This is a genomic window from Bacillus cereus group sp. MG1, assembly GCF_040460035.1.
Classification (GTDB): domain Bacteria; phylum Bacillota; class Bacilli; order Bacillales; family Bacillaceae_G; genus Bacillus_A; species Bacillus_A cereus.
Genome location: NZ_JARVGY010000002.1, coordinates 36,889 through 58,107, shown reverse-complemented (window position 1 = coordinate 58,107; position 21,219 = coordinate 36,889). Strand labels below are relative to the sequence as shown.

Below are 21,219 nucleotides of genomic sequence, written 5' to 3'. Positions count from 1 at the left end.
AGTTTCACCCCCTCTTTTTTTGATTTTCAACATAATGTTTTATTGTCTCACTTGATACACTTCCAGCAGTAGAAACAAAATAAGAACGCGTCCATAGGCTCGGCAAGTGTTGAAGATGTGGAAACTCTTCTCTCAAACGTTTTGATGTCACTCCTTTAATTTTTGCCATTGTATCAGCAGGACTAAGTGTTGGTGGTGTATTTAAGAACAAGTGAACGTGGTCTTTGTCGCATTCCATTGCAACAATAGAAACATCCAATTCTCCGCATATTTCTTGAACCAACTCCTTGAAACGTTCTTCTAATTTTGTATTAAGAAAAATCTTTCTTCTGTATCGCGGGCAAAACACAAAATGATAGTTAATTAATGACACGGTTGTTTTGGTTCTTCTATAATCATTCATCATGTTCGCATTGTATCAGTTAGATTATAAAACTGCAACGCGAAAGATAAAAAAATAAAAGATACCAACATTTTGGATACTTAGAGTGCCACAAACCTTGCGGTTTTTAGTGCACTCCTTATCCAACCTCACTTTCATCCCATGCCTAAAGGCGAGGGGCTTTCTCGTTCGGGAAGGGCTGTAATTGCATAATCATTTCTGTTCCACATTGATTACAGTTATACATGTACCATTCCCCTTTACTGGATAACACAATTCGTCTCTCTTATATTCTTCCTGTCCTTGAAGTTAAAAATTATACTATTTTACTTTAAAAATATTCCTCTTATGCCACTTAAAGTATAATTTATTCTCCGGTTGAATTCCTATCTTAGCTTTTGGTATTAATCCAAATTTCAAATAATCTGTTTCCACTATTAATGAGGAAATATGCAGTCGTCCCTGGCCATCAAATGTGATAAACCCTTTATCATAAAGAGCATCATGATTACAGCACAGTAGTACACCGTTATACGGATCTAAGCGTTCCATACTTGTACTATCTTTCCATGGCTTAGAATGACTTGCTCTTAACAATTCTGGTAAATTTATTCCACATAATGCACATTTTCCGTTCCAAATCTCCATTAATTCCTCTCTAAATTTTTGCTGTCCAATTCGGATTTTTGCTTTTACTTCGGATTCCGTCTCAGCTATAACTGGAATTAATGTGTTATTTTCTGTCCTTCTTACCGGATCAACTGCTAACTCTAATTGCTCATCATTTATTTTATAAATGTTTGAATCACCAATTAGTTCCATTAATTTAAGGGCTAATTCTTCATTACATGGATATAAATAACCTTGGTTTCCATTTGCATCTGATTGAAAAGGTGAATATTTAATTGGCAACAGGTGCGATATCTCTTCAAATTTCTCACGTATATTAATTGGTTTTTCTAACTCATGATATTTTAAAGATACCAAATAGCCTTCATCATTCCATTGATCATGGCTTTTCATAATCGATGGTTTATTCGATTCCTTACAATCCTCTTCAGCTATACTAACTGCTACAATGTTTCCTTTTACATAATGAAAGACTTGATCTCCCTTTTTTACTTCCATCATTCTCTTCCATGAATGGGGTACATTATCGCCTTTATCTTCTTTGGGGGACCAAATAATTTCTAGTTGTTTTTCCTCTTGATACGTATGCCCCTGCATAACAATAAAATGATTCATATACTCTCTCCTAAAGCGTTAACTCATTACGCTGTTTTCTATTTAATATAATACTAAAAAACTCTCCTATGATTAGCAAATTGTCTGTTTCATTTTCAATACCAAACAACCTTTTCTACAGAAAAATTCTGCAATTCCTTTTACTCAACAATTGAGAAATTCAATTTTATATCCATTTATAAAAACAAAAGAGTTGACCCAAAAGGTCAACTCTTCTATTTTAAATTTCTTATTTCTCTTCTTCTTTTTTTGCAATTTCCCGTTCATTTTTAGCGATTAAATCATGAAAATGCTCTTCTTTATTTTCTTCAATATAATTCATAAGGTCTTTAAATTCCATTTATATCGCCTCCTGTATTTATTATATCAATAATATAATAAAATGTCAGGATAAAATCCATTAATTATTTTATAAAATTTATACGATATATACTCACTAAAAAACAAGAGCTGATTTCTCGATAAATTGATTATTTCGAGATTCATCAACAATAATTTCTTTTGCTCGTTTTGATTCTTTAAAAGCAAAAACTTCTGGTTCCTTCCCAGTATTATCATATAAAGTATAGCAATCTATTAAATCTTTAATTTTAGAAAAAGTAGTCGCTACTTTCATATGGCTTTCTTCAATTATATTTTGGGGTACCAATCTTCCTGTTATTTTAAAACGCAAATTGGATCGCTCTAAAGCAACCTTTATTGGAACATCTACAATAATTACTTTAATACTAAAACCTGCTAGTCTTAATTGTTGAATTAACTTTTTGTATTTTACTTCATTTTTCATTGTACCATCATACATAAAATTTATTTTTCTTTTCATGCAGATTTTTAAAAGTTTCATGGTAATATCACTACTTTCATCATGAACTAAAAAAGCTGCTTGTTTCATTAACTCAATATCCCCAGATTCTGTTAACTCTTGATATTCTGGTATTTTTTCTTTGATCTTATCAGGATCTATCCAAACCATGTTTTGTTTCTGATGTTTATATCCCTTACTTACTAACTCTCCAATTGAGCTTTTTCCAGCAGCAGAACCACCACCAAGTAATATAGCTTCAGGTTCCTGCTCTTGCTGCGGTTGATCATTTAGAAATAATTTAATGATTTCATTATGTAAAACCTTACGTTCTATTGTATACTCCCCATTAATTACGTACTTTTCTCTAGTTGGTTTCAATTTTTATTCTCCTCTTCTATAGATGCATTATTGTGTCCCTTTAAAATTTGAGACCTTCCCCTTTAACTGCGCTTATTACTTCGGTATTTTGAAATCTCTATAAGAGATTTAACTTACTATAATTTCATATAACTCTTTTTGTTAGATGCTCTATCCTTTATTTCTTTTTTTACACATTCCTTCTAAACAACGATCTTTCTCTCTGACTCAATGTCTTCTACATATATCCACTTAAACAAAAAAAGGACTTCTTTAAGTCGATTAATCGTGCATAGCAAAATAAGCTATATACACTAATCGGCTCAAAGAAGCCCTCTCAAAATTGAAACAAGAAAAAACTTGCTTCTACAACTCAACCACAACACATAAGGTAGGTGTGGGAATAAACGAAATCAAATAAACTAACAATATAACTATATATTACATAATAAAATTATAATTCTCAAGGGTATTTGATTAAAATATTCCTACAGTGCTTCTACCGTAGGAACATCAGCGGGTGCCCACTTTAAATGCTTTAAGTCCTTAATACTCATCCATTTTAGCTCTGCATGTTCAAGAGCTTTAGGCTTACCTGCCAAGATTCTAGCTTTATATGTAGTAAGATGAACAACAATGGTTTCATACTCGTACTCAACTTCCTCTACCTTCTCATCTACAACAATTGTACATCCAAGCTCTTCTTTAATTTCACGAATTAATGCAGCTGATGGTTCTTCTCCTTTGTTTATCTTACCACCTGGAAACTCCCAATAATCAGGTAACGTCATTGTCGGAGAACGTAATGCACATAAGACTTCATTATTTTCATTAACAATTACCGCACCAACCACCGATACTTTTCTCTTCATACTTACACACTTCCTTATACAGATTAATTAATACTTACTATCTTATATTAATTCATATTTTAACACCAAGTTTTCCTTTTAAATGATGATTAACCTTTCATTTGCTAATGAATGAGCCAAAATAAAGCATCTAAAATCTCTAATATACTAAAATCTTTCGAGTAAACAAGACAAAATGAAAATAAAAAAATGGAAAATTTGTTAACGACAATGATATGCTTACATATGTATATTTGTTACATAAATACATTAATTTTATTGAATGAGAGGTGATGAATTGCATCTCAATATTAAATCATTACAGTATTATAATTTATGAGCAAAATCTAGTATCTTAGATAAGGAGGTTCTTAAATGAACTGGAGAAAAATTTTTGGTTATCGCTCTAAAACCGCATGGAAAATGTTTATTGCTTCCATTGTTTATATCTTTATTTTATTTTTAATACTTCAAGCAATTATTCCAAATTCTATCCGCCCTGCCCTTGTTAATATTGGTTTTTTGGGATTTCCGTTAAGCTTACTTGTTTTAATTATTGGATTAATTAAACCACAATTTGTGTTACCCAAAATACAAATTAAAACCAGAAAGAAAGTAGTATATTCATATTTATATCTAGCACTAGCTTTCTTTTTAATGGGTATTGTATTTATTGATGGAAAATCAACTTCCAATCAAACTGTACAAAAGGCAGACACCAAAGTTGCCACTTCACAAGATACTAAAAAAGATACAGCAGACACAAAGAGTAAGGAAGAAGCTCAACGTAAAGCTCAGGAAGAAACTGAACGTAAAGCTCAAGAAGAAGCTGACCGTAAGGCTCAGGAAGAAGCTAACCGTAAAGCTCAAGAAGAGACTCAACGTAAAGCTCAGGAAGAAGCTAACCATAAAGCTCAAGAAGAGACTCAACGTAAAGCTCAGGAAGAAGCTAACCATAAAGCTCAAGAAGAAGCTCAACGTAAAGCTCAGGAAGAAGCTAACCGTAAAGCTCAGGAAGAAGCTAACCGTAAGGCCCAGGAAGAAGCTAACCGTAAGGCCCAGGAAGAAGCTAACCGTAAGGCCCAGGGAGAAGCTAACCGTAAGGCCCAGGAAGAAGCTTCACAAAAAAGTAATGCTGTTGTTTCCTCATCTAGTGGTAATCATAACGGTTCTAATCGGAAACCTTTCCAAAATGATCCTAGTGATGACAAAGAAGCCAATACCACTTGTAAAGGACAAATTAAAGGAAATGCCAATTCGAAAAAATACCATGTTCCTGGTGGACAATATTATGATTCTACAAAAGACAATATTGTTTGGTTCTGTTCAGAAGCTGATGCTCAAGCAGCTGGTTATGTGAGATCTAAAAAATAAAGTCAATTACATTAGAAAAGGAAACACTCTATAAAATGTACCCTATAGAATAGACACTTGAAAAAAGTCTATTCTATAGGGTATTTCTTGTATAATAAAAGGAAAATTGGGATCGGAGAATGTTGAAAATGACAAAAAAACTATTTACAGAAAGAGAAATTCAAATTCTATCAAATAACCTATACGTAAAATCTGTAAGTCAGAAAGGTATCACTTATACAGAGGAATTTAAGCATATTTTTATTGAGGAAAATGAAAAAGGAAAGCTACCTCGAAATATTTTTGAAGAATGTGGTTTTGATATAGATATGATTGGAATGAAACGAGTTATGTCATCGGGAAGTAGATGGCGTGCTGCTTATAGAAAAAATGGTGTATTGGGTTTAAGGGATACACGTATCGAAAACGCTGGAAGAACTCTTGAGAGAGAGCTTACGTTAGAAGAAAAGTATGCCCGTTTAGAAGCCGAACGAAACTTACTAAAGGCGGAAAACGAATTGCTAAAAAAAATCAAACTTATGGAAGGGAGGATGAGAAGGAAATAACACTACCACCTAGTCAGAAATTCATCTTGATTCGTTCTGTCATCATGAAATACAACTTAAGGAATATGGTCAGTCATTTGTGTAAAGTAGCTGGTGTATCCCGTTCGGGATACTATAATTACTTTTCAGTTTCATCTCAAGAACAACGGAAACAAAAGAGTGATCGAGATGAAATCTTGAAGGAAACCATATTAAAAGCACTTCGATTTAGAAATAGAAACAAAGGGGCTCGTCAGATAAAGATGACATTGGCGGGTCAGTTTCAAGTTGTCTACAATTTAAAGCGTATCCGTAGAATTATGAAGAAATACGAGATTATCTGTCCGGTTCGCAAAGCGAATCCTTATAAAAGAATGCTTAAAGCTACAAAAGAACATCGAATAGTACCAAATCAATTAAATCGGGAATTTAAACAAAATACCCCAGGGAAAACACTTCTTACAGATATCACCTATTTAGTTTACGGTAAGAATCAAAGGGCCTATTTATCTACAATTTTAGACGGCTCAACTAATGAAATTTTAGCTTACCATGTTTCAGAACAGATGACATTAGAGCTCGTAACGACAACTCTCCATAAACTAAAAAGGAATCCGCGGATTCGATTGACTGAAGGTGCTTATATTCATTCAGATCAAGGATCCCACTACACAAGCCCTACCTATCAAAAGCTAGTTAAAAAGCTAAACCTAGGACAATCCATGTCAAGAAGAGGAAACTGTTGGGATAACGCCCCACAAGAATCATTTTTTGGTCATCTGAAAGATGAAGCTCATATAAAACCTTGCGTGTCCTTTAATGAATTGAAACAAGAGATTAAGAAATATATGACGTATTATAATCATTATAGATATCAATGGAATTTAAAAAAGATGACTCCTGTTGGATACAGAAACCATCTTCTTGATGTTGCCTAACTTTTTTCAAAATGTCCTTTACAAAGGGTACAGATTACTATAAGCGTTCCCTTTTCTAATGTCAAAATATTATTATCCATTTATTAATAGCGAATAATAAGCTACACCCTATTAAGAGATTAAATATAAGCTGCTTTAAAAGCTTGTTGGACAGCTTGTACTTCAGATGAATTTTTACCATATAAGTTTGTTGCTATACGAATACAACCCTCTTTTAATTCTTTAAAATCAGAAATCATATTTAACTCATCTTTATTCACATAATACAAGATATTAAACATCTTATCTTCTTCCAAAATCCCTTTTCTCTCTTGCTTTTCTTTTAACTCTAACATTTCAAATTCCCCGTTATTATTTATTTCTATTTTCCTATTATCCCTATACATAATTACTTAGGTATAGCTCCCTTTCCTCCTGTTAAAAAAATATATTTTGATCAAATCTTTAAATTGAAAAAAGAGGTTATTGTTATAAAAATTACAATAATACATACTACTTGAATCTCAACAAATATAAATTGATAGAATATTCCGTCTTATATTGATAAATGCTATTAAATAGATTTTGATAGAGGAAATTTCTGATATGATACTAATTGCTGCATAATATCTTTGGAGAGGATGAAATTGAACAATGAATGTTCATATACAGGGGAACGAGCAAATAACTCATTTATTAAATGAATGGTATCAAGAAATTAGAGCTAGGCATGTAGACGCCGCTCAATTACTTAAACAGGAAATCGAAAACAAAATCCATAACATAGAGGAAAATCAAACGATATTATTATACTTCTCACTACTAGATTTTAGACATCAATATTTAATTGATAGTTTAAGTATTTCTAAAGATAGCTTTAAACAAAGTGATGCTTATAAAACTCCTACAGACGATTTCCTTTCATACTATTATCACTTCTTTAAAGCCATTCATTCCAATGTTACTGGCAATCATAGCCTTGCAAAAATACATTACGATAAAGCTGAATACCTATTAGAAACAATTCCTGATGAGATTGAACATGCTGAATTCCATTATGAGTTGGCCATTTTCTATTGTCATACACATAAATCGATTTTATGTATTAATCATGTAATGAAGGCGAAAGATATATTTTCAAAACATCCTGGGTATGAATTGAAAGTTGCCTTCTGTAATAACCTATATGGATTAGCATGTACTCATTTAAAGGAGTGGGAATTAGCTGAGGAACACTTTATCTCGGCTATGGATACATTCCAAAAAGAAAATTTAGAATACAATATTTTGATTGTTCGTCACAATCTAGGATTTATGTATGCTACACAGAATTTATCCGAGGTAGCATTACGTTATTTATCTGAAGTTAATCAGAAGCTACCTAGCGATTATAAAGCTGTTTTTATTGAAGCTAGGGAACATTATAAATTAGGAGAACATCAAATTGCTCAAGAATTAATAAAAAGAGGCCTACAGCTTTCTACTCAATTGGGAATTGAAGGCTATATACACCACTTTAAGATTTTAGAAAAAATGAATCTAAATAGTTGTGCTACTGATATAGAAAAAACTGTTTTAGAAGGAATTTCTTATTTTGAACGCGAAGAACTATATGAGTATATAAATGAATATACTGAAAAGTTAGCAACCCAATTTTACAAAGAAAATAATCATAAAAAAGCCAGCTATTACTATTATGAAGCTAGTAAAGCCAGTGAAAAAAACTTTAAAAAAGGAGCATTAAAATGAAAAAATTAGCGGTTAGCTTACTGGGTATCTTAATTGTTGCAACAGTAACTTTTGGATCAAATTCTTCAACAGGCTCTCAAAGTACTATAAATGTTATTAAATATTCACATGGACATACTGGATGATGAAAGGAAGGATTATACCTTCCTTTTTCTTATATTTTAGAATTCAATACGTATCCCCCTCCTACATTTATTTATATAAATTTAAGAAATAAATAATTCAAAAGGTAAAATAAAAATACTACAATTAAAAACTTCCATTTGTTTCTTTTCGTTGGTTTTCCAGCATGTTGTATATAAAAAAATAAGGCAATACCTGCCATAGTAATTAAAAACATTTGATAGTAATCCATCATTTGTAATACCCCCTCCATACAAAAAATAAGAAGTCTCTTTTTAAGAGACTTCTTATTTTTAATACAAACGACATACATAGGCTAAACACATACAATAAAGTCAGGATGATGTACTTTATTGCCTTTTTATCATAACATATAATTTGTAATTTTTGTTTAATAATCCCACTCAATGAAACTTTATCAACCTTAAAATGTTTTATGATAAAAAACAAATACAAATAAAATTAATAATATATTCACTTGATGCAGACGGAATATTCTCAAAAGATATATAGTTCGGTTACAATATCATTCATGATTTTTTAATTTTTTCCTTCCCTTCTGTTAAGAATACTTCAAAACTTGACTGATTACCTTATGTTAATACTTTATATATGCAAAATTACATACTAACCCTTATTGAAAATAATTCTCATTGTAACTATAATGGTTTCAGGGATTGAAATTTTCACTTTCGTTTCAAATCTCACAATATATTAAAGGAGGAAATACTATTATGAAAAAATTGATTTTAGCAGGGGCACTAGGAATTGCAGTATTTTCAGGTATAAACTTACCAGGGGCTGAGGCATCAAAAGCGAGTGCAGCTACTACGAATTTAGAAATTCAAGAAGTCACAAAATACTACTCTATGAGTTCCTATGAAGTGTCTCAAAAAGAATCATTTAATCTTAAAAAAGGGGAAGAACTTACAGTCTTTGTACAAAATTCAGGGTTCCCAATTTCTTATACGGTCTTTGATGCGGATAATCAAGTAATTGGCACATTTAATGCTAATTCCCCATATGGTCGCGTATTTAAAGCGCAAAAAGACGGTAATATTTCTGTACAATTTCAAGCAGGTGTAAATTCTACGTACATGAAGAAGATGAATTTTACAGCTAAATTTGCTGTTTCTAAACTTAACCAATAATAAAAAATGTAACGATCCTCTTTAAAAACAAATTAAAAAGGTATATCCCTTCAATGGGATATACCTTTAGTTTTAGTGAATTTTATATTGACCAGATAACTGCTCTTGCGCCATACGAACTAAACGTTTCGTAATCTCTCCACCTACTGAACCATTCGCTCGTGCTGTTGAATCTGGTCCAAGTGTAACACCAAACTCCTGAGCAATTTCATATTTCATTTGCTCAATTGCACTTGCTGCAGCTGCTATTAAGATTTCGTTTGAATTATTATTTTCGCGAATTTGCATTTTTTAAACACCTCCGTTGAATTTGGTAATATCATGCTCTATTTCCAACAAAATATGCAAAAAAATTATTCGTTTAGCTATTTTACATATATACCTAAGCTTTCATCCCTTATGTGGGAATAAATAAAGGTATAGGTCATACCCTATACCTTTACCTTCTTCTATCCTACTTACTTTTAAATTCCCCTATTAACCCCTGTAACTCTTGCGAGAGCCAATTTAGAGAATTTGCTAACTCTGCAATATCTTGTACATATAGTTCTTGCTCTTTCATACTTGTCTCCACATTACTACTACTATTCACATATGTATTCGCAATGTGTGATAATTCATTTATAAACTGAACAATAGTTTGATTATCTGTTAGAATTTCACTTGAATGATTCGAAGTCGCTTTAATTTGATTTGTAACAGATTGTGCAGATTCTGAAATCTTTTCAAAAAAAGCACCACTACTTTGAACAAGTGTTATTCCTACTTCTACTTCCTTTGAACTCTTCTGTATGGATCTTACAGCTCTCTCTGCTTCATCCTGGGTTTCACCAATTAATTTAGCTATATCCCTTGCAGATGCCTCGGTTCTTTCCGCTAATATATGTACCTCGTCCGCAACACCTGAAAATTCTTCCCCCATCTCTCCAGCACATGAGGATTCAGTAGAAGCATTTAAAGCTAATAAATTTGTTTGATTTGAAATGGTTGTAATTACAGTAAGAATTTCATGAATTTCCTTAGATCGTGCTTCGAATGCATAAATACTAGAAGATACATCCTGAACTGTATCTTGGATTCTTTTCATTTGATTCACGATTTGCTTAATCAAATCGTAGAGTAGGAAGCGAGCGCCTTGTCATATTGCTATGATAGGTTTCTCAAAACCCCTCACCGAACCGTACGTACTCCTCTCAGAGTATACGGCTCTCCATCAATTGCTTGTCAAAGTTATTTTTTTCTGTTTTTCGCTATAAGTTCTACTCTCATATCATAGTGAATTTCATTATGGCAATCCTCACATACGGCTAATGTTTTGCGTCTACGGGCAATCATTAATTTTTGCCATTTGGCTTTGCCTTTCTCAACATCTTTCATTTTTCGGACATGGTGCATTACTAAGTTAGAATCGGTTTTACCACAATGTTCACATTTGTTGGCTGACAACCTATCCATAAGACTAGTTGTTGACATATGAACTCTTGAGGCTAACAAGTTGTCGATGTTATTTTCTTGTGTTTTCATCTTAGTTATATCAACCGTTCTAAATCCTTCCCTGTAGAAAGAATGAGAGTGTTGTTTGCCTTTTTTATCTTTGTAATTGACTATGAATACACCGTTTTTGCAATATTTCCCCTTAATTTTTCCGATTGAGCTTTTATATTTATTGGCGAATGTTTTATACATGCTGTATTCTAGAACGTAACTGAATTTTTGGAGTACCGTTGAATTAACTGCATATTTGTAGTAGTTGTACATCCCTCTGATCTGTAATACATAATTATGTAGTATTTCCAAATCATCTAGGTGTGCCATTTCCGGTCTATGCTTTGGTTTCCAAGTTTCTTTCCCATTCACATACTTCATTTCTAAAACATTCAGGGCAAGTAATTTATTTCGCCATGTTTCATGGGGGATTTCAAGTCTTACTTTTAGATTGTGATGTCTTCTTTTTGCACCTTTCACCGAGTATTTGGTAAATAACTCGTTTCTAGTGATATTGACGTTGTACCCAAGAAATGTTGCTTTCTTGCTAGAGTGGGTGATAAGTGTTTTTTCTTCTGATAAAGTTAATTTTAATTCTTCATTGAGAAATTGAGCTATATCAGATTTAATGGCTTTGGCATCATCTTTACTGCCGATTATCATTACAATAAAGTCATCAGCATATCTAACATATTTTAGTGACTTAAATTTATCCGACATTGGATTGTAGTAGGGACGTTGTCCCCTTTCCTTAACCCATTCGTTGACTTGCTCGATTAATTCCTGAGCTTCATTGTGTTTACCTTGTTCTCTTAGTAAGTCTGCTTTCTTACGCCCTCTTTTTATTTTGAGGTGTAAGTATTGATATCTTTTATCAACTTCTCTGTCTTTTGGTTGACCTTTTCCGAACTTTTCAGCGTATTTTTCCATGTATATATCTAGTTCGTTTAGATATATGTTGGCAAGAAGAGGACTGAGAATCCCTCCTTGTGGTGTTCCACTGAATGTTTTGTGGAATTGCCAATCCTCCATGTACCCAGCTCTTAGGAACTTCCATATTAATCCGATGAGTGTTTCGTCATTGATACGTTTTCTTAGTAGGTTAATTAGGATATGGTGGTCGATATTGTCAAAGAAACCTTGAATATCACCTTCAATAAACCATTTAGTTCCATTACCACTCTTTTTAATTTGTTTCAAAGCTGTATGACAACCCCTATTTTTCCTGAATCCATGTGAGTTCTCAGAGAAGTTTGGTTCATAAATTGCTTCTAAGATATACTTTATTACTAATTGGACAAGTTTATCGTCAAATGTCGGTACCCCAAGAGGACGTTTTTTCTTACTCCCTTTTTTATCAATATATACTCGCTTAACAGGAGTAGGTTTATAGTTACCATTTTTAATGTTGTTGATGATTTTAGATACTCTATTTTTTGAGAAGCCATCAACAGTTTTATTTATGGTTCCTCTGGTCATATTACCTGGATTGGCATATATTTCTTGATAACCTTTATAGTAGAATTCTGGATTATAAAGATTTCTATATAATCTTTTGAACTTATAGTTTTCTTTAATAGTATTCTTCGACAAGGTGTTCAATACATAAACTGGATTTCTCATCAGCATCTCGCTTCCTTCCTGTTTATTATCATCATGAACTAATTGACTACCTTCCTTCGCCATCCTGATTTCACAACCATGACCTAACGTAATTTGTCATACGTTAGTGTGATAGGCTTTCCCTATCTCTGACTACTACGAAGGCTCCGTTACCATATGGAATATTCAAGAGCCACATTTCTTGGTTTTTACCTTGAAATCATCCTCTATAGCCATAAATGGCGCTTCCACTTAGGTAATCCCCATTTAGTACCTTGTAAATAGTTTGTAGTAATGTCGGTTGGGACTTTCAATCTTTACTAATGTACTTTAGTTGGTTCTCTAGTGTGAAACACACCTCTCTCCACAAAAAATAGATGAGCTGAACTAGAGACATATCGTTTCAATGACACTCCCCGCTCACTTTCGATTACGGATAAGGCTACCGGTGTCGGGTTGTTATCTTGTTTCACTTCACCCGCTGATTTACTAAATCAGAGTTTACAAGGCCCTTATGGGCGCACTTTTCCCTCTACAGAATGCTGTTCCATGTCTTCCAAAGCATTGCCAACTTGTTTTGCAGCTCCTTTAATTTCTTTCATCTTACTTTCCATTTCTTGAACAATCCCTAAACATTTTTGCACTACATATTCATGAGAATGTGCTCCTAAATTTAATCCTGTAATAGCACTTGCAATTTCTTTAAAGGCTATGCTATTCTCTTTTGTACTTACCGACAATTCCTGTGAAGATGTCGAAACTTGTTCAGCACTCTCCCTTACTTTATCTATAATCTTATTAAACTTTTTAATAGTGTTATTAAAATAGATATTAGTTATCCCTATATCATCAGATCTTTCATTCAATTTAATACTTAAATCCCCTTCACCAACTTTACGTAACCCTTCTTGTAAATCCTTTAAAGGCGATAGAGAGTTTCGTGAGATAAATATTTGAATTGTAATTGCGATAGTTAATGAAATTATAATAAATAGTAAACCTTGTATCATAAAGTTTTTCTTTGTAAGTGGAATAATAGAAGCTTCCAAATCCGCTGCAACAATTGCAATTATATTTTTATTTTCATCTGTAACTGGCTCTAAAATTGTTACCCAGAACCCTAATTCATCTTCATACACTTCTGTCATTTGTGCCTGTTTTGTTTGTATTACTTTATCATATGTTTTCATCCAATAAGTAGGCTGCTCATAGTATTCACCTGGTTTTACAGAAACAGTATTTGCTAATTCTGTATCCAAAGCTACTATTTGTAATTCAGCTTTTTCATTTAGCTTGGCTCCTGTAACATATGTTTGTCCAACACTTTTCATATCTTTTATAGATTTATTTAATTGCTCTGTCAATTTTTCTTTCTTCACTCTTTGAGCTGTGGGGTCTTTTGCTACATCTTTTACTATTTCTAGATCTAATTGATTTAATACCGCATCACCTGTTTCAAAAGACTGCCTCTCAAATATAGACATCATACTATTTTGAAACATATTAAAACTTAACGCTCCCATACTTCCAATAAGGGTCAGAATTACTAATACCGTTAGTAATACATTTTTTTGAAGCAACGATAGCTTATGCCAATATTTTTTCATTGATTTCTCCTTTCTTATTTTCAACAATACAAAAACAAAGTAGTAACATATTAAGAGGTGCTCTTTCTGTTATTAATTTAAACTTTAAAATGGCATACTAATCGTTCAACCAAATGTTCCAATTTTTTTCATTTACAATTGCATCTTTTATATGTCCAGCTGCTCTTGGAAATCTATTAAAAGGAAGACGTAATACTTCTACCACTTCATCTTTTCTATTTGTACTGATTTCTTCTAAATCGATGATATTAAAGGATTTGCCTATAATAATTGCTATAATGTTTTATAGACGACTAAGAATATTTAAAATTCCATATTTATCTCCTAAAGATTTTCGAATTAGATTTGTTGCAGTACCTTCAGCAAGGATTTTTTATAATATCGTTAGTTTTAAATAAAGATAAGAATTTTTAAGAGCCTCATCTTTAGTTATTTTTATCTTGCAGAACAATAAAATCTGAAAGTTTAATTCAATCTCCTATTTTATAACTTTTTCCCTTATTTTTCTATAATATTATAATATTTACCTGTACAATCTAAACTTAGACTCTTTTGGCCTTTACTCTTCAAGTGTCTTAAATTCATATGAGGTAGCGCAGAAAGTAAATTTTTAATAAAAAACTTTTGTATTAAAAAATGCAAAAATACATACTCCTCCAAAACTATATGCACTTAAATATTCATATAGTAAAATAAACAGTACAAGCGTGTCCTATACAGCATATTTCCTTAACTGGCTTGATATTATATTCATCATAAAATTGGTGTGACCTTAATATCTCACTTAGCTCTTTAATATTTTAATATTAACAATATAGTGTTAATATATCGCTACACCTACATATAAGCCAAGAATTCAATTACAGAACGGTTTTCATCAATAGTAGACAAAAACATGTCAAACAAAAAGAGACTCAATTATTTATTACTTTTCGTATAGATGTAATAAAAGATTATAGGAGAAATATATATGCTCAAAAAAATAAATAGATTTATGTTTGCTTTGCCTACCATTTCTTTTATTTTTCTTATTTTATTAGGATCATTTTTATTTGTAATACCATTAGATCTATTCTTACCTGAAATACAAAAAAACCCAATAACAGAAGCACCTCTTATTCTTCAAGTTTTATTAGGGGTATTAGCGGCACCTATATATGAAACAATAGTTTTTCAAGTATTTTTATTTTGGCTATTAAGTTGGATTCCTTACATTAAAAATCACGATTACCTTATCATATTAATAGCTTGAATTATATTTGGATTAAATCATCCATATGGAATCACTTATATAGTTGGTACAACGATAATTGGTCTTTTATATAACTATGCTTATTGGGTATATAAAAAAAAGAATGAAAAATATCAGGTTACCATGTCTGCTTTTGGGGTTGTTTTTTTGATTCACTTATTACATAATTCTGTTGCTTTTATAGCTTCAAATTTATCATTTTAGCCAAGAAGACTCCTTCCTCAAGGAGCGTAAAGGGTCAAAAAGCCAATTTAAATATGTAGAAGAAATGAATGCATTTGCTTGTCCGATGGGGTGTATTTTAGAGTATGCGACAACGGATCGTGAAGGATATCATCAATATAAATCCAACCCAGAAGACTACGCTGTTTGTCCGCTACGTGAGGTATGTTTTTCAAAGAAACAAAAAGTTATCACTCATCATATATGGGAGAAATATAAGGATATCGCTAGAAAAAACAAACTAACAGTTACAGGGAAAAAGTTTTACAAAGTACGCTGTTCAACTATAGAGCGAAGCTTTGCGGACGCCAAAGAACTACATGGCTATCGATATGCTTGATTTCGGGGGCTGAAGTCTGTCCAAATGCAGGCTTATCTCACCGCAACTTGTCAAAACATGAAAAAAAATAGCCCTCCATCTGACCAAAAAAGGTCTGGTGGAGGGCTATTTTTTTGAAACTCTATTATTTTATATTGTTTTTATTCGCTAAAATCAAAAACAAACTCATCTTATGACCGCGTTTCTTCTTACGAAATTAAGTAATTGTTTCAATAGCTGGTTTTTTAGTCATAGAATTACTTTCTCTCTCAGCTTTATTATTCTGTTCTTTCGCCTAAAATTCCAATATCCCCATTACTTCCTTCGTAAATAGTTTGAAATCAGTTAAATGTTTTTCAATAATTTGACGAACAATATCTAAATTTACACTTTGATAATCATGAACAGCAATATTACGAAATCCAACCATCGCCTTTAACTTATTTGCTAGATCAGCGCTAAGTAATCCTGCTGTAACCAATAAATCAAAGGCCTCTCGACTAGATTGGGGTAGTCCTAATTTTTTCCCAGCAACAATATGCATTGCTAGATCAATACTCGCTTCACAAGCTCTTTGTATATTCAATATTATTGAATCTTGTTTTGTAAAGTCCTCTAAATTTTCAGGGTCATTTCCATACACATCTTGGATTCTTTTTATACAACGCTCTATTGTAGAAATTTTATTTAAAATAACCTCATTCTTCATATATAGAACCTCTTTTCTTTATATCATCAAATACTACCTGTCGTTCTTCATTCAATTTTGAATACATTTTTAAAGTTTTCATTTCAAAAATAACCTTACGTTTTTCATCGGAACAAAATATTGTCTTTCCTGTATGTATAATCTGAGCTTGAAAAACTGTAGAAGCTTCGGATAAATCAACTAAATCAACATCTCTCTGAACAATGTTAGCTAACTCCTGTGCTAATAAAAAACGTTCATAGTTCCCTAATGTTGTGTCACTTACATAAGCTATATCAATATCACTATCTTCTCGTTCTCTGTTCTCAGCCGTTGATCCAAACACAATTATCCAATAGGGATTCACCGTCTCTTGTAATTTTTCTATAATAGCTGTTATCATGCTTTGAAAAATCATTTAATTAATCCCCCTTATTGTACTTGAATTTTATTATATCATAACCAATCATAAATCCTTTAAACGACTATAAATACGTAAACAAAATTAAGCTTTTTTAGTACTTAACTCCTCACAAAATCAGAAGCTTATTTCTGACCTAAAATTATTATAGTTCAGGAGTAGATATATTGTAGCTTTGGATCTTAAATAATTGTTAATAATCCAACACTTTCCTGTTAAATGCCTTTTTTATTTTCTTCCTGCAAAATTAAAAGACTGACAATAACTGTCAGCCTCTTACTTTAACAACTCTAAAGAACTTTCGCCTATTTCACAATATACATTCTAATAGTTTGAGGATATATTGCTCTATTGAACTACCACCACTTTCACTTCGTTTAGAAGTGAGGGATTCCTAAGTAAAGAGTTCTATCGAACTCTAATTGATTAGGCTAACCCCGCAGTCCTTGCGGTTAGAAGCCTTATCGCTTCATGCTTTAGATTGATACTTGCGTTAATATCCCTATCATGGTGTGTACGACAAGAAGGACAGTCCCATTCACGTAGGTTTAGATTTTTAACGTCTTTATTTTGATATCCACAACAGGAACATAATTGGCTGGAAGCAAATGTTTTCGATACGACAATGACTTGTTTGCCATACCATTTTGCTTTGTATTCTAACATTGATCGAAATTGCAACCAAGATACCTCACTAATTGCTTTTGCTAACTTATGATTTTTTAACATATTCGATACTTACAAATCCTCTATACCGATAACATCGTGGTTTTTGATGATTTCAGTTGAGATTTTGTCCAAGTAATCTTTTCTAGCATTTGATATGTATTCATGAATTCTAGCTATCTTTACTCGTTGTTTATTCCAGCGAGAAGATCCTTTCATTCTTCTAGAAAGAACACGCTGTGCTTTCGCCAACTTATCTTCTAATGATCGGAAAAACTTCGGATTTTTATAGTGTGTTCCATTTGACAAAATAGCGAAATCTTTTAGTCCTACATCTATTCCAATGTAAGAATGTGTTTTCGGAAGTTCTTGTATTTCTGTTTCAACTAATAGTGACACAAAATATCTACCAGAAGGGTTCCGTCTAACTGTAGCATTTACAATACGTCCCTCTACTTCACGACTTTTGGCAAATCGAACAAGGCCTAGTTTCGGCAACTTTATTTTATTCCCTATAATGGCAATGTTTTCATTTGTTTGTTTTGTGGTATAAGATTGTAAATTGTTCTTCTTAGATTTAAAGCGCGGTGCGCTATTTTGTTTTTTAAAAAAGCGCATATAAGCATCCGCAAGGTTGCGAACGGACGACTGAATCGCAATACTATCCACTTCTTTTAGCCAAACAAGCTCTTTCTTCATGGCAGGTAGTTTGGCAGAGCATGTACCATAGGTCAAGCCTTTTCCTGTCTCTTTGTATGCATGATCCCATAAGGATAGGAAATAATTGAATACAAAACGAGAACACCCAATCGTTTTGTTAATTAGAATTGCTTGTGCTTGATTTGGATAGATACGAAACTTATAGGCTTTATTCATCATTATTTGATTCACCTCCATTTCGGTATATGACCATTATACACCAAACGTACATTCGATAGATAGTGGAGTAATACTTTCTATATGTCGAACAATTAAGATGGCTTCCCGCCATCCCTTGTTCAAACCCAATTCATCTCCCACCTACTCACTGGACTGTGACCCTTCACGCTCCTTGAGGAAGGAGTCTTCTTGGCTAAAATGATAAAGAATTATATATTAATCCACCTTTAATTTTTCTTTTACCTTTGTAGGGAGGTCATCTTTTTTCACTTCTTCCCAAGATTTCACACCTTTTTTCTCAGAGTAATATATACGTAAAAACGCTTCTTTACGAAGGTTTTTTAACGCTGTAAACTCCATTTCTTTCTCTTTACCATCCTTATCAAATCCAGGTAATTTATATTCGTAAGTCGTATCCCCATTTACATTTTTCTCTTTTAATTTTTCACCATCCTTGGTAATTTGCACATAATATGTATCTGTACCAAGACGATTTAAATTACACCCGGATAACAACACAGTAAACATCACAAAAAAGCTACACATAAGCACTATTCGTTTCATATTATTCACCTCATATCTTTTCTCACAAAAATTATATCCTAATCTATTGGCTGCCAAAATTCATTTCCATTACGCTAACATTACGTTTTTGTAAGGTAGTAAAAACAGCTTAAAATAAAAAGGATATAAATTCATATTTCTATTGAATTCATATCCTTTGTTCTTATTGAGTAAACTATTTTGTCCCATGCTTAATAGGAGGTATTTCTATTATTCTGGGAAAATAAAGCTAGAGTCCTCTCCACTATTAGCGGTATCTTCTTTCGGGAATGTAATAGTAGATCCTTCATTTCCCTTATTTCCTTTATTTATTTCTTGTTCCTCAGGAAATACAATGGAAGAATCATTACCTAAGTTTGGTGAAAAACCAAGTTTAGATAAAATAGCTTTTAAGTCAGGTAAAACACCAATTTTATCAGAAGTTGGATCATTTGATTTCGTTCCGGTGCTAGAATCACTTAAAATATCCCTAAGTTGACTTGGTGTATATACTCTCCCCTGATTATCTTTTGCTATTCCTTGAATTGATGCTGCAGCACCAGCGATAATAGGTGACGCGCTAGATGTTCCAGCAAAACTAGATGTATATAAATTTGTTATAAATTCACTTGGTTTAGCATCTGTAGTATCTACTGCATTCCCCCATCCATACACATCCACTCTACTACCGTAATTAGAGAAATATGAACGCTTATGAGGAACCCTTGCAGAAGCTGCCCCAACCATAATTGCCCCTGAATCTTTAAAATCAGGACTATTACGATTTAAAACTTGTTTACCATTACGGTCTCTAAATTGATCCAAGTCATTTCCGCCATTTGCACCTGCTTCAATAATAATAATTCCCTTATTTGTTCCCATACGAATTGCATCAAATATGTCTGGTTTTACTTCCACAGGAAAATAGTTCTTATCTCCATATCCATCGTAAGTTGCTTGTGCCTCTAGTAAAAGAATATCTCCAGCTTGCATATTGTTAACCGCACTTAAAATAGCATCAGCTGTATTATAATTTCCGTTATCCCTAATCTGAGATACAACCTTTACCTTAGCTTTCGGTGCGATCCCAATTCCACCTATATTATTATCCTCTGCCGAAACAATTCCTAAGACTGAGGTACCATGATCATGGTGCTCGCTTTTATTCTGTCCAGATATCAGTTCAATCTTTTGATTCACTAAATCCTCATGATTAAATAACCACCCATACTCCATATCTACGAAAGTAGTTCCTTTTCCATCTCCACCTTTTATGCTCCAGGCATAAGGTGCATTAATTCCTAATGGTGCTGGTTCAAGGTAACCTTGTCTTGTAAGTCTAGGCTCATCATATGGATTAACAGATAAGTTTGGCAAACGCTCTGCTGGTGGCGCCTCTTCTTCCTGTAAATACGCCGTTTCAACAAGAGATGATTTTTCAAATTTTGTAAGTAATGCTTGTACATCAATATCATCTTGAGTTTCTACAATATAATAGTTTAGCAAATTAGAAGAAATATGATCGGAATCTTTTATTTCTTTACCAAGATTTTTAATTTCTTTAGGATTTAAAGAATTAAAAAGTCGATTTATAGTTACATTTGGATATTCAGCTAAAATTCCAATTAATTCAGGATCTTGTTTTTCTTCTTTAATGAATTTTTCTATTCCATCCTGATATGGTAAATTCACTTCATTTTTAAATTTTAAAATTAATTGTTTAGTAACTTGCTTATGTACAGTAGAATTCAATTGCTTATTTGAATAATTATAAGTAGCTGCGTAGGCAACTTCTGATTTTTCACTTGGAAGTATACTGCCTACTCCATTAAATGCTGTTAATGCAATTGAAGAAACTAGAATTCCCTTAAAAATTTTCAAAACGCACACCTCTTTTTATTTATATATACTTATAAAAAAATGTATATTACCTAATTTCTTTTTATACAAACGTTTTATATGTAGGACTATATTTTCAACTCCATTCATTCTTTAATATTTGTTTATACATCATTAATACAACCAATTCATACCAACAACTTTATTAATTCAGTTGC

The 21,219-nt window shown here is 32.4% G+C and carries 17 protein-coding genes and 5 pseudogenes; 7 read left to right on the top strand and 15 right to left on the bottom strand.

The genetic code is table 11. The annotated features are described in order from the left end of the window. Nucleotides 1–4 precede the first annotated feature (4 nt). The 4 genes from tnpA to QCI79_RS28250 all read right to left on the bottom strand — a co-directional run bounded on the left by tnpA (nt 5) and on the right by QCI79_RS28250 (nt 3,661). Nucleotides 5–406, bottom strand: a complete 402-nt coding sequence (tnpA, locus tag QCI79_RS28265) for an IS200/IS605 family transposase (protein WP_021727988.1) — start codon at nt 404–406, stop codon at nt 5–7. Between the two features lie 297 nt (nt 407–703). Then, a complete protein-coding gene (locus QCI79_RS28260) occupies nt 704–1,627 on the bottom strand; it encodes an HNH endonuclease (RefSeq protein WP_021727989.1) in 924 nt (307 codons plus the stop codon). 436 nt (nt 1,628–2,063) lie between these two features. Continuing rightward, nucleotides 2,064–2,810: a zeta toxin family protein gene (locus QCI79_RS28255; protein ID WP_021727990.1), complete on the bottom strand. Its 747-nt coding sequence runs from the start codon at nt 2,808–2,810 to the stop codon at nt 2,064–2,066. Between the two features lie 467 nt (nt 2,811–3,277). Next, complete coding sequence (locus QCI79_RS28250; RefSeq protein ID WP_021727991.1) at nt 3,278–3,661, bottom strand: (deoxy)nucleoside triphosphate pyrophosphohydrolase; 384 nt, start codon at nt 3,659–3,661, stop codon at nt 3,278–3,280. A gap of 354 nt (nt 3,662–4,015) precedes the next feature. Between QCI79_RS28250 and tolA the strand changes: the two genes are divergently transcribed. Together tolA and QCI79_RS28240 are read left to right on the top strand one after the other, a co-directional pair. Further along, nucleotides 4,016–5,014, top strand: a complete 999-nt coding sequence (gene tolA, locus QCI79_RS28245) for a cell envelope integrity protein TolA (protein WP_021727992.1) — start codon at nt 4,016–4,018, stop codon at nt 5,012–5,014. A gap of 119 nt (nt 5,015–5,133) precedes the next feature. Continuing rightward, nucleotides 5,134–6,476 (top strand): IS3 family transposase gene (locus QCI79_RS28240; RefSeq protein ID WP_087942833.1). Its coding sequence is split into 2 segments (ribosomal slippage): nt 5,134–5,515 and nt 5,515–6,476, totalling 1,344 coding nucleotides; the frame shifts between segments, so codons are not numbered across the junction. A 119-nt stretch (nt 6,477–6,595) separates the two neighbouring features. On the opposite strand, the gene QCI79_RS28235 is transcribed toward QCI79_RS28240, so the two are convergent. After that, a complete protein-coding gene (locus tag QCI79_RS28235; RefSeq protein ID WP_021728814.1) occupies nt 6,596–6,811 on the bottom strand; it encodes a M4 family metallopeptidase in 216 nt (71 codons plus the stop codon). Nucleotides 6,812–7,109: 298 nt separating this feature from the next. Between QCI79_RS28235 and QCI79_RS28230 the strand changes: the two genes are divergently transcribed. Together QCI79_RS28230 and QCI79_RS28225 are read left to right on the top strand one after the other, a co-directional pair. After that, nucleotides 7,110–8,204: a Rap family tetratricopeptide repeat protein gene (locus tag QCI79_RS28230; protein WP_001100598.1), complete on the top strand. Its 1,095-nt coding sequence runs from the start codon at nt 7,110–7,112 to the stop codon at nt 8,202–8,204. After that, complete coding sequence (locus QCI79_RS28225) at nt 8,201–8,329, top strand: Phr family secreted Rap phosphatase inhibitor (protein ID WP_021728813.1); 129 nt, start codon at nt 8,201–8,203, stop codon at nt 8,327–8,329. The genes QCI79_RS28230 and QCI79_RS28225 overlap by 4 nt, the downstream gene beginning before the upstream one ends. A 71-nt stretch (nt 8,330–8,400) precedes the next feature. On the opposite strand, the gene QCI79_RS28220 is transcribed toward QCI79_RS28225, so the two are convergent. Next, a complete protein-coding gene (locus tag QCI79_RS28220) occupies nt 8,401–8,562 on the bottom strand; it encodes a hypothetical protein (RefSeq protein WP_023901606.1) in 162 nt (53 codons plus the stop codon). Between the two features lie 499 nt (nt 8,563–9,061). Between QCI79_RS28220 and QCI79_RS28215 the strand changes: the two genes are divergently transcribed. Next, nucleotides 9,062–9,478: a hypothetical protein gene (locus QCI79_RS28215; RefSeq protein ID WP_000733519.1), complete on the top strand. Its 417-nt coding sequence runs from the start codon at nt 9,062–9,064 to the stop codon at nt 9,476–9,478. A gap of 72 nt (nt 9,479–9,550) precedes the next feature. Here QCI79_RS28215 and QCI79_RS28210 read toward each other — a convergent pair whose 3' ends face one another. The 4 genes and pseudogenes from QCI79_RS28210 to QCI79_RS28195 form a co-directional block, all read right to left on the bottom strand. Then, nucleotides 9,551–9,766, bottom strand: a complete 216-nt coding sequence (locus QCI79_RS28210) for an alpha/beta-type small acid-soluble spore protein (protein WP_001167047.1) — start codon at nt 9,764–9,766, stop codon at nt 9,551–9,553. A 166-nt stretch (nt 9,767–9,932) separates the two neighbouring features. Then, nucleotides 9,933–10,592: pseudogene (locus QCI79_RS28205) on the bottom strand (methyl-accepting chemotaxis protein); the annotation flags it as partial. Nucleotides 10,593–10,708: 116 nt separating this feature from the next. Next, nucleotides 10,709–12,586 carry a reverse transcriptase domain-containing protein gene (locus QCI79_RS28200; protein ID WP_031310562.1) on the bottom strand — a complete coding sequence of 626 codons (1,878 nt, stop codon included), beginning with the start codon at nt 12,584–12,586 and terminating at the stop codon, nt 10,709–10,711. A gap of 503 nt (nt 12,587–13,089) precedes the next feature. Further along, nucleotides 13,090–14,172, bottom strand: a pseudogene (locus tag QCI79_RS28195) (HAMP domain-containing protein); the annotation flags it as partial. Nucleotides 14,173–15,142: 970 nt separating this feature from the next. Between QCI79_RS28195 and QCI79_RS28190 the strand changes: the two are divergent. Together QCI79_RS28190 and QCI79_RS28185 are read left to right on the top strand one after the other, a co-directional pair. After that, a pseudogene (locus QCI79_RS28190) lies at nt 15,143–15,628 on the top strand (CPBP family glutamic-type intramembrane protease). A gap of 34 nt (nt 15,629–15,662) precedes the next feature. After that, a pseudogene (locus QCI79_RS28185) lies at nt 15,663–16,137 on the top strand (transposase); the annotation flags it as partial. Between the two features lie 123 nt (nt 16,138–16,260). Here the strand turns inward: QCI79_RS28185 and hepT are convergent. From hepT to QCI79_RS28160, 5 genes and pseudogenes are all read right to left on the bottom strand, one after another. Beyond that, the gene (gene hepT / locus QCI79_RS28180) at nt 16,261–16,674 is read right to left on the bottom strand and encodes a type VII toxin-antitoxin system HepT family RNase toxin (protein ID WP_000787540.1); all 414 of its coding nucleotides are present in this window, start codon (nt 16,672–16,674) and stop codon (nt 16,261–16,263) included. After that, the gene (gene mntA / locus QCI79_RS28175) at nt 16,664–17,071 is read right to left on the bottom strand and encodes a type VII toxin-antitoxin system MntA family adenylyltransferase antitoxin (protein ID WP_000577229.1); all 408 of its coding nucleotides are present in this window, start codon (nt 17,069–17,071) and stop codon (nt 16,664–16,666) included. Before mntA ends, hepT begins: the two co-directional genes overlap by 11 nt. Nucleotides 17,072–17,500: 429 nt before the next feature. Further along, nucleotides 17,501–18,619: pseudogene (tnpB, locus tag QCI79_RS28170) on the bottom strand (IS200/IS605 family element RNA-guided endonuclease TnpB). 216 nt (nt 18,620–18,835) lie between these two features. Then, nucleotides 18,836–19,183: a YxeA family protein gene (locus tag QCI79_RS28165; RefSeq protein WP_021728140.1), complete on the bottom strand. Its 348-nt coding sequence runs from the start codon at nt 19,181–19,183 to the stop codon at nt 18,836–18,838. A gap of 210 nt (nt 19,184–19,393) precedes the next feature. After that, nucleotides 19,394–21,043 carry a S8 family peptidase gene (locus QCI79_RS28160; RefSeq protein WP_021728139.1) on the bottom strand — a complete coding sequence of 550 codons (1,650 nt, stop codon included), beginning with the start codon at nt 21,041–21,043 and terminating at the stop codon, nt 19,394–19,396. Nucleotides 21,044–21,219 lie beyond the last annotated feature (176 nt).

Excerpts from the sequence above, each read along its gene's own strand:
- tnpA (WP_021727988.1), bottom strand. The coding sequence starts at position 406 with ATGATGAATGATTATAGAAGAACCAAAACAACCGTGTCATTAATTAAC.
- QCI79_RS28260 (WP_021727989.1), bottom strand. The coding sequence starts at position 1,627 with ATGAATCATTTTATTGTTATGCAGGGGCATACGTATCAAGAGGAAAAA.
- QCI79_RS28250 (WP_021727991.1), bottom strand. The coding sequence starts at position 3,661 with ATGAAGAGAAAAGTATCGGTGGTTGGTGCGGTAATTGTTAATGAAAAT.
- tolA (WP_021727992.1), top strand. The coding sequence starts at position 4,016 with ATGAACTGGAGAAAAATTTTTGGTTATCGCTCTAAAACCGCATGGAAA.
- QCI79_RS28235 (WP_021728814.1), bottom strand. The coding sequence starts at position 6,811 with ATGTTAGAGTTAAAAGAAAAGCAAGAGAGAAAAGGGATTTTGGAAGAA.
- QCI79_RS28230 (WP_001100598.1), top strand. The coding sequence starts at position 7,110 with ATGAATGTTCATATACAGGGGAACGAGCAAATAACTCATTTATTAAAT.
- QCI79_RS28225 (WP_021728813.1), top strand. The coding sequence starts at position 8,201 with ATGAAAAAATTAGCGGTTAGCTTACTGGGTATCTTAATTGTTGCAACA.
- QCI79_RS28220 (WP_023901606.1), bottom strand. The coding sequence starts at position 8,562 with ATGATGGATTACTATCAAATGTTTTTAATTACTATGGCAGGTATTGCC.
- QCI79_RS28215 (WP_000733519.1), top strand. The coding sequence starts at position 9,062 with ATGAAAAAATTGATTTTAGCAGGGGCACTAGGAATTGCAGTATTTTCA.
- QCI79_RS28210 (WP_001167047.1), bottom strand. The coding sequence starts at position 9,766 with ATGCAAATTCGCGAAAATAATAATTCAAACGAAATCTTAATAGCAGCT.
- QCI79_RS28200 (WP_031310562.1), bottom strand. The coding sequence starts at position 12,586 with ATGAGAAATCCAGTTTATGTATTGAACACCTTGTCGAAGAATACTATT.
- hepT (WP_000787540.1), bottom strand. The coding sequence starts at position 16,674 with ATGAAGAATGAGGTTATTTTAAATAAAATTTCTACAATAGAGCGTTGT.
- mntA (WP_000577229.1), bottom strand. The coding sequence starts at position 17,071 with ATGATTTTTCAAAGCATGATAACAGCTATTATAGAAAAATTACAAGAG.
- QCI79_RS28165 (WP_021728140.1), bottom strand. The coding sequence starts at position 19,183 with ATGAAACGAATAGTGCTTATGTGTAGCTTTTTTGTGATGTTTACTGTG.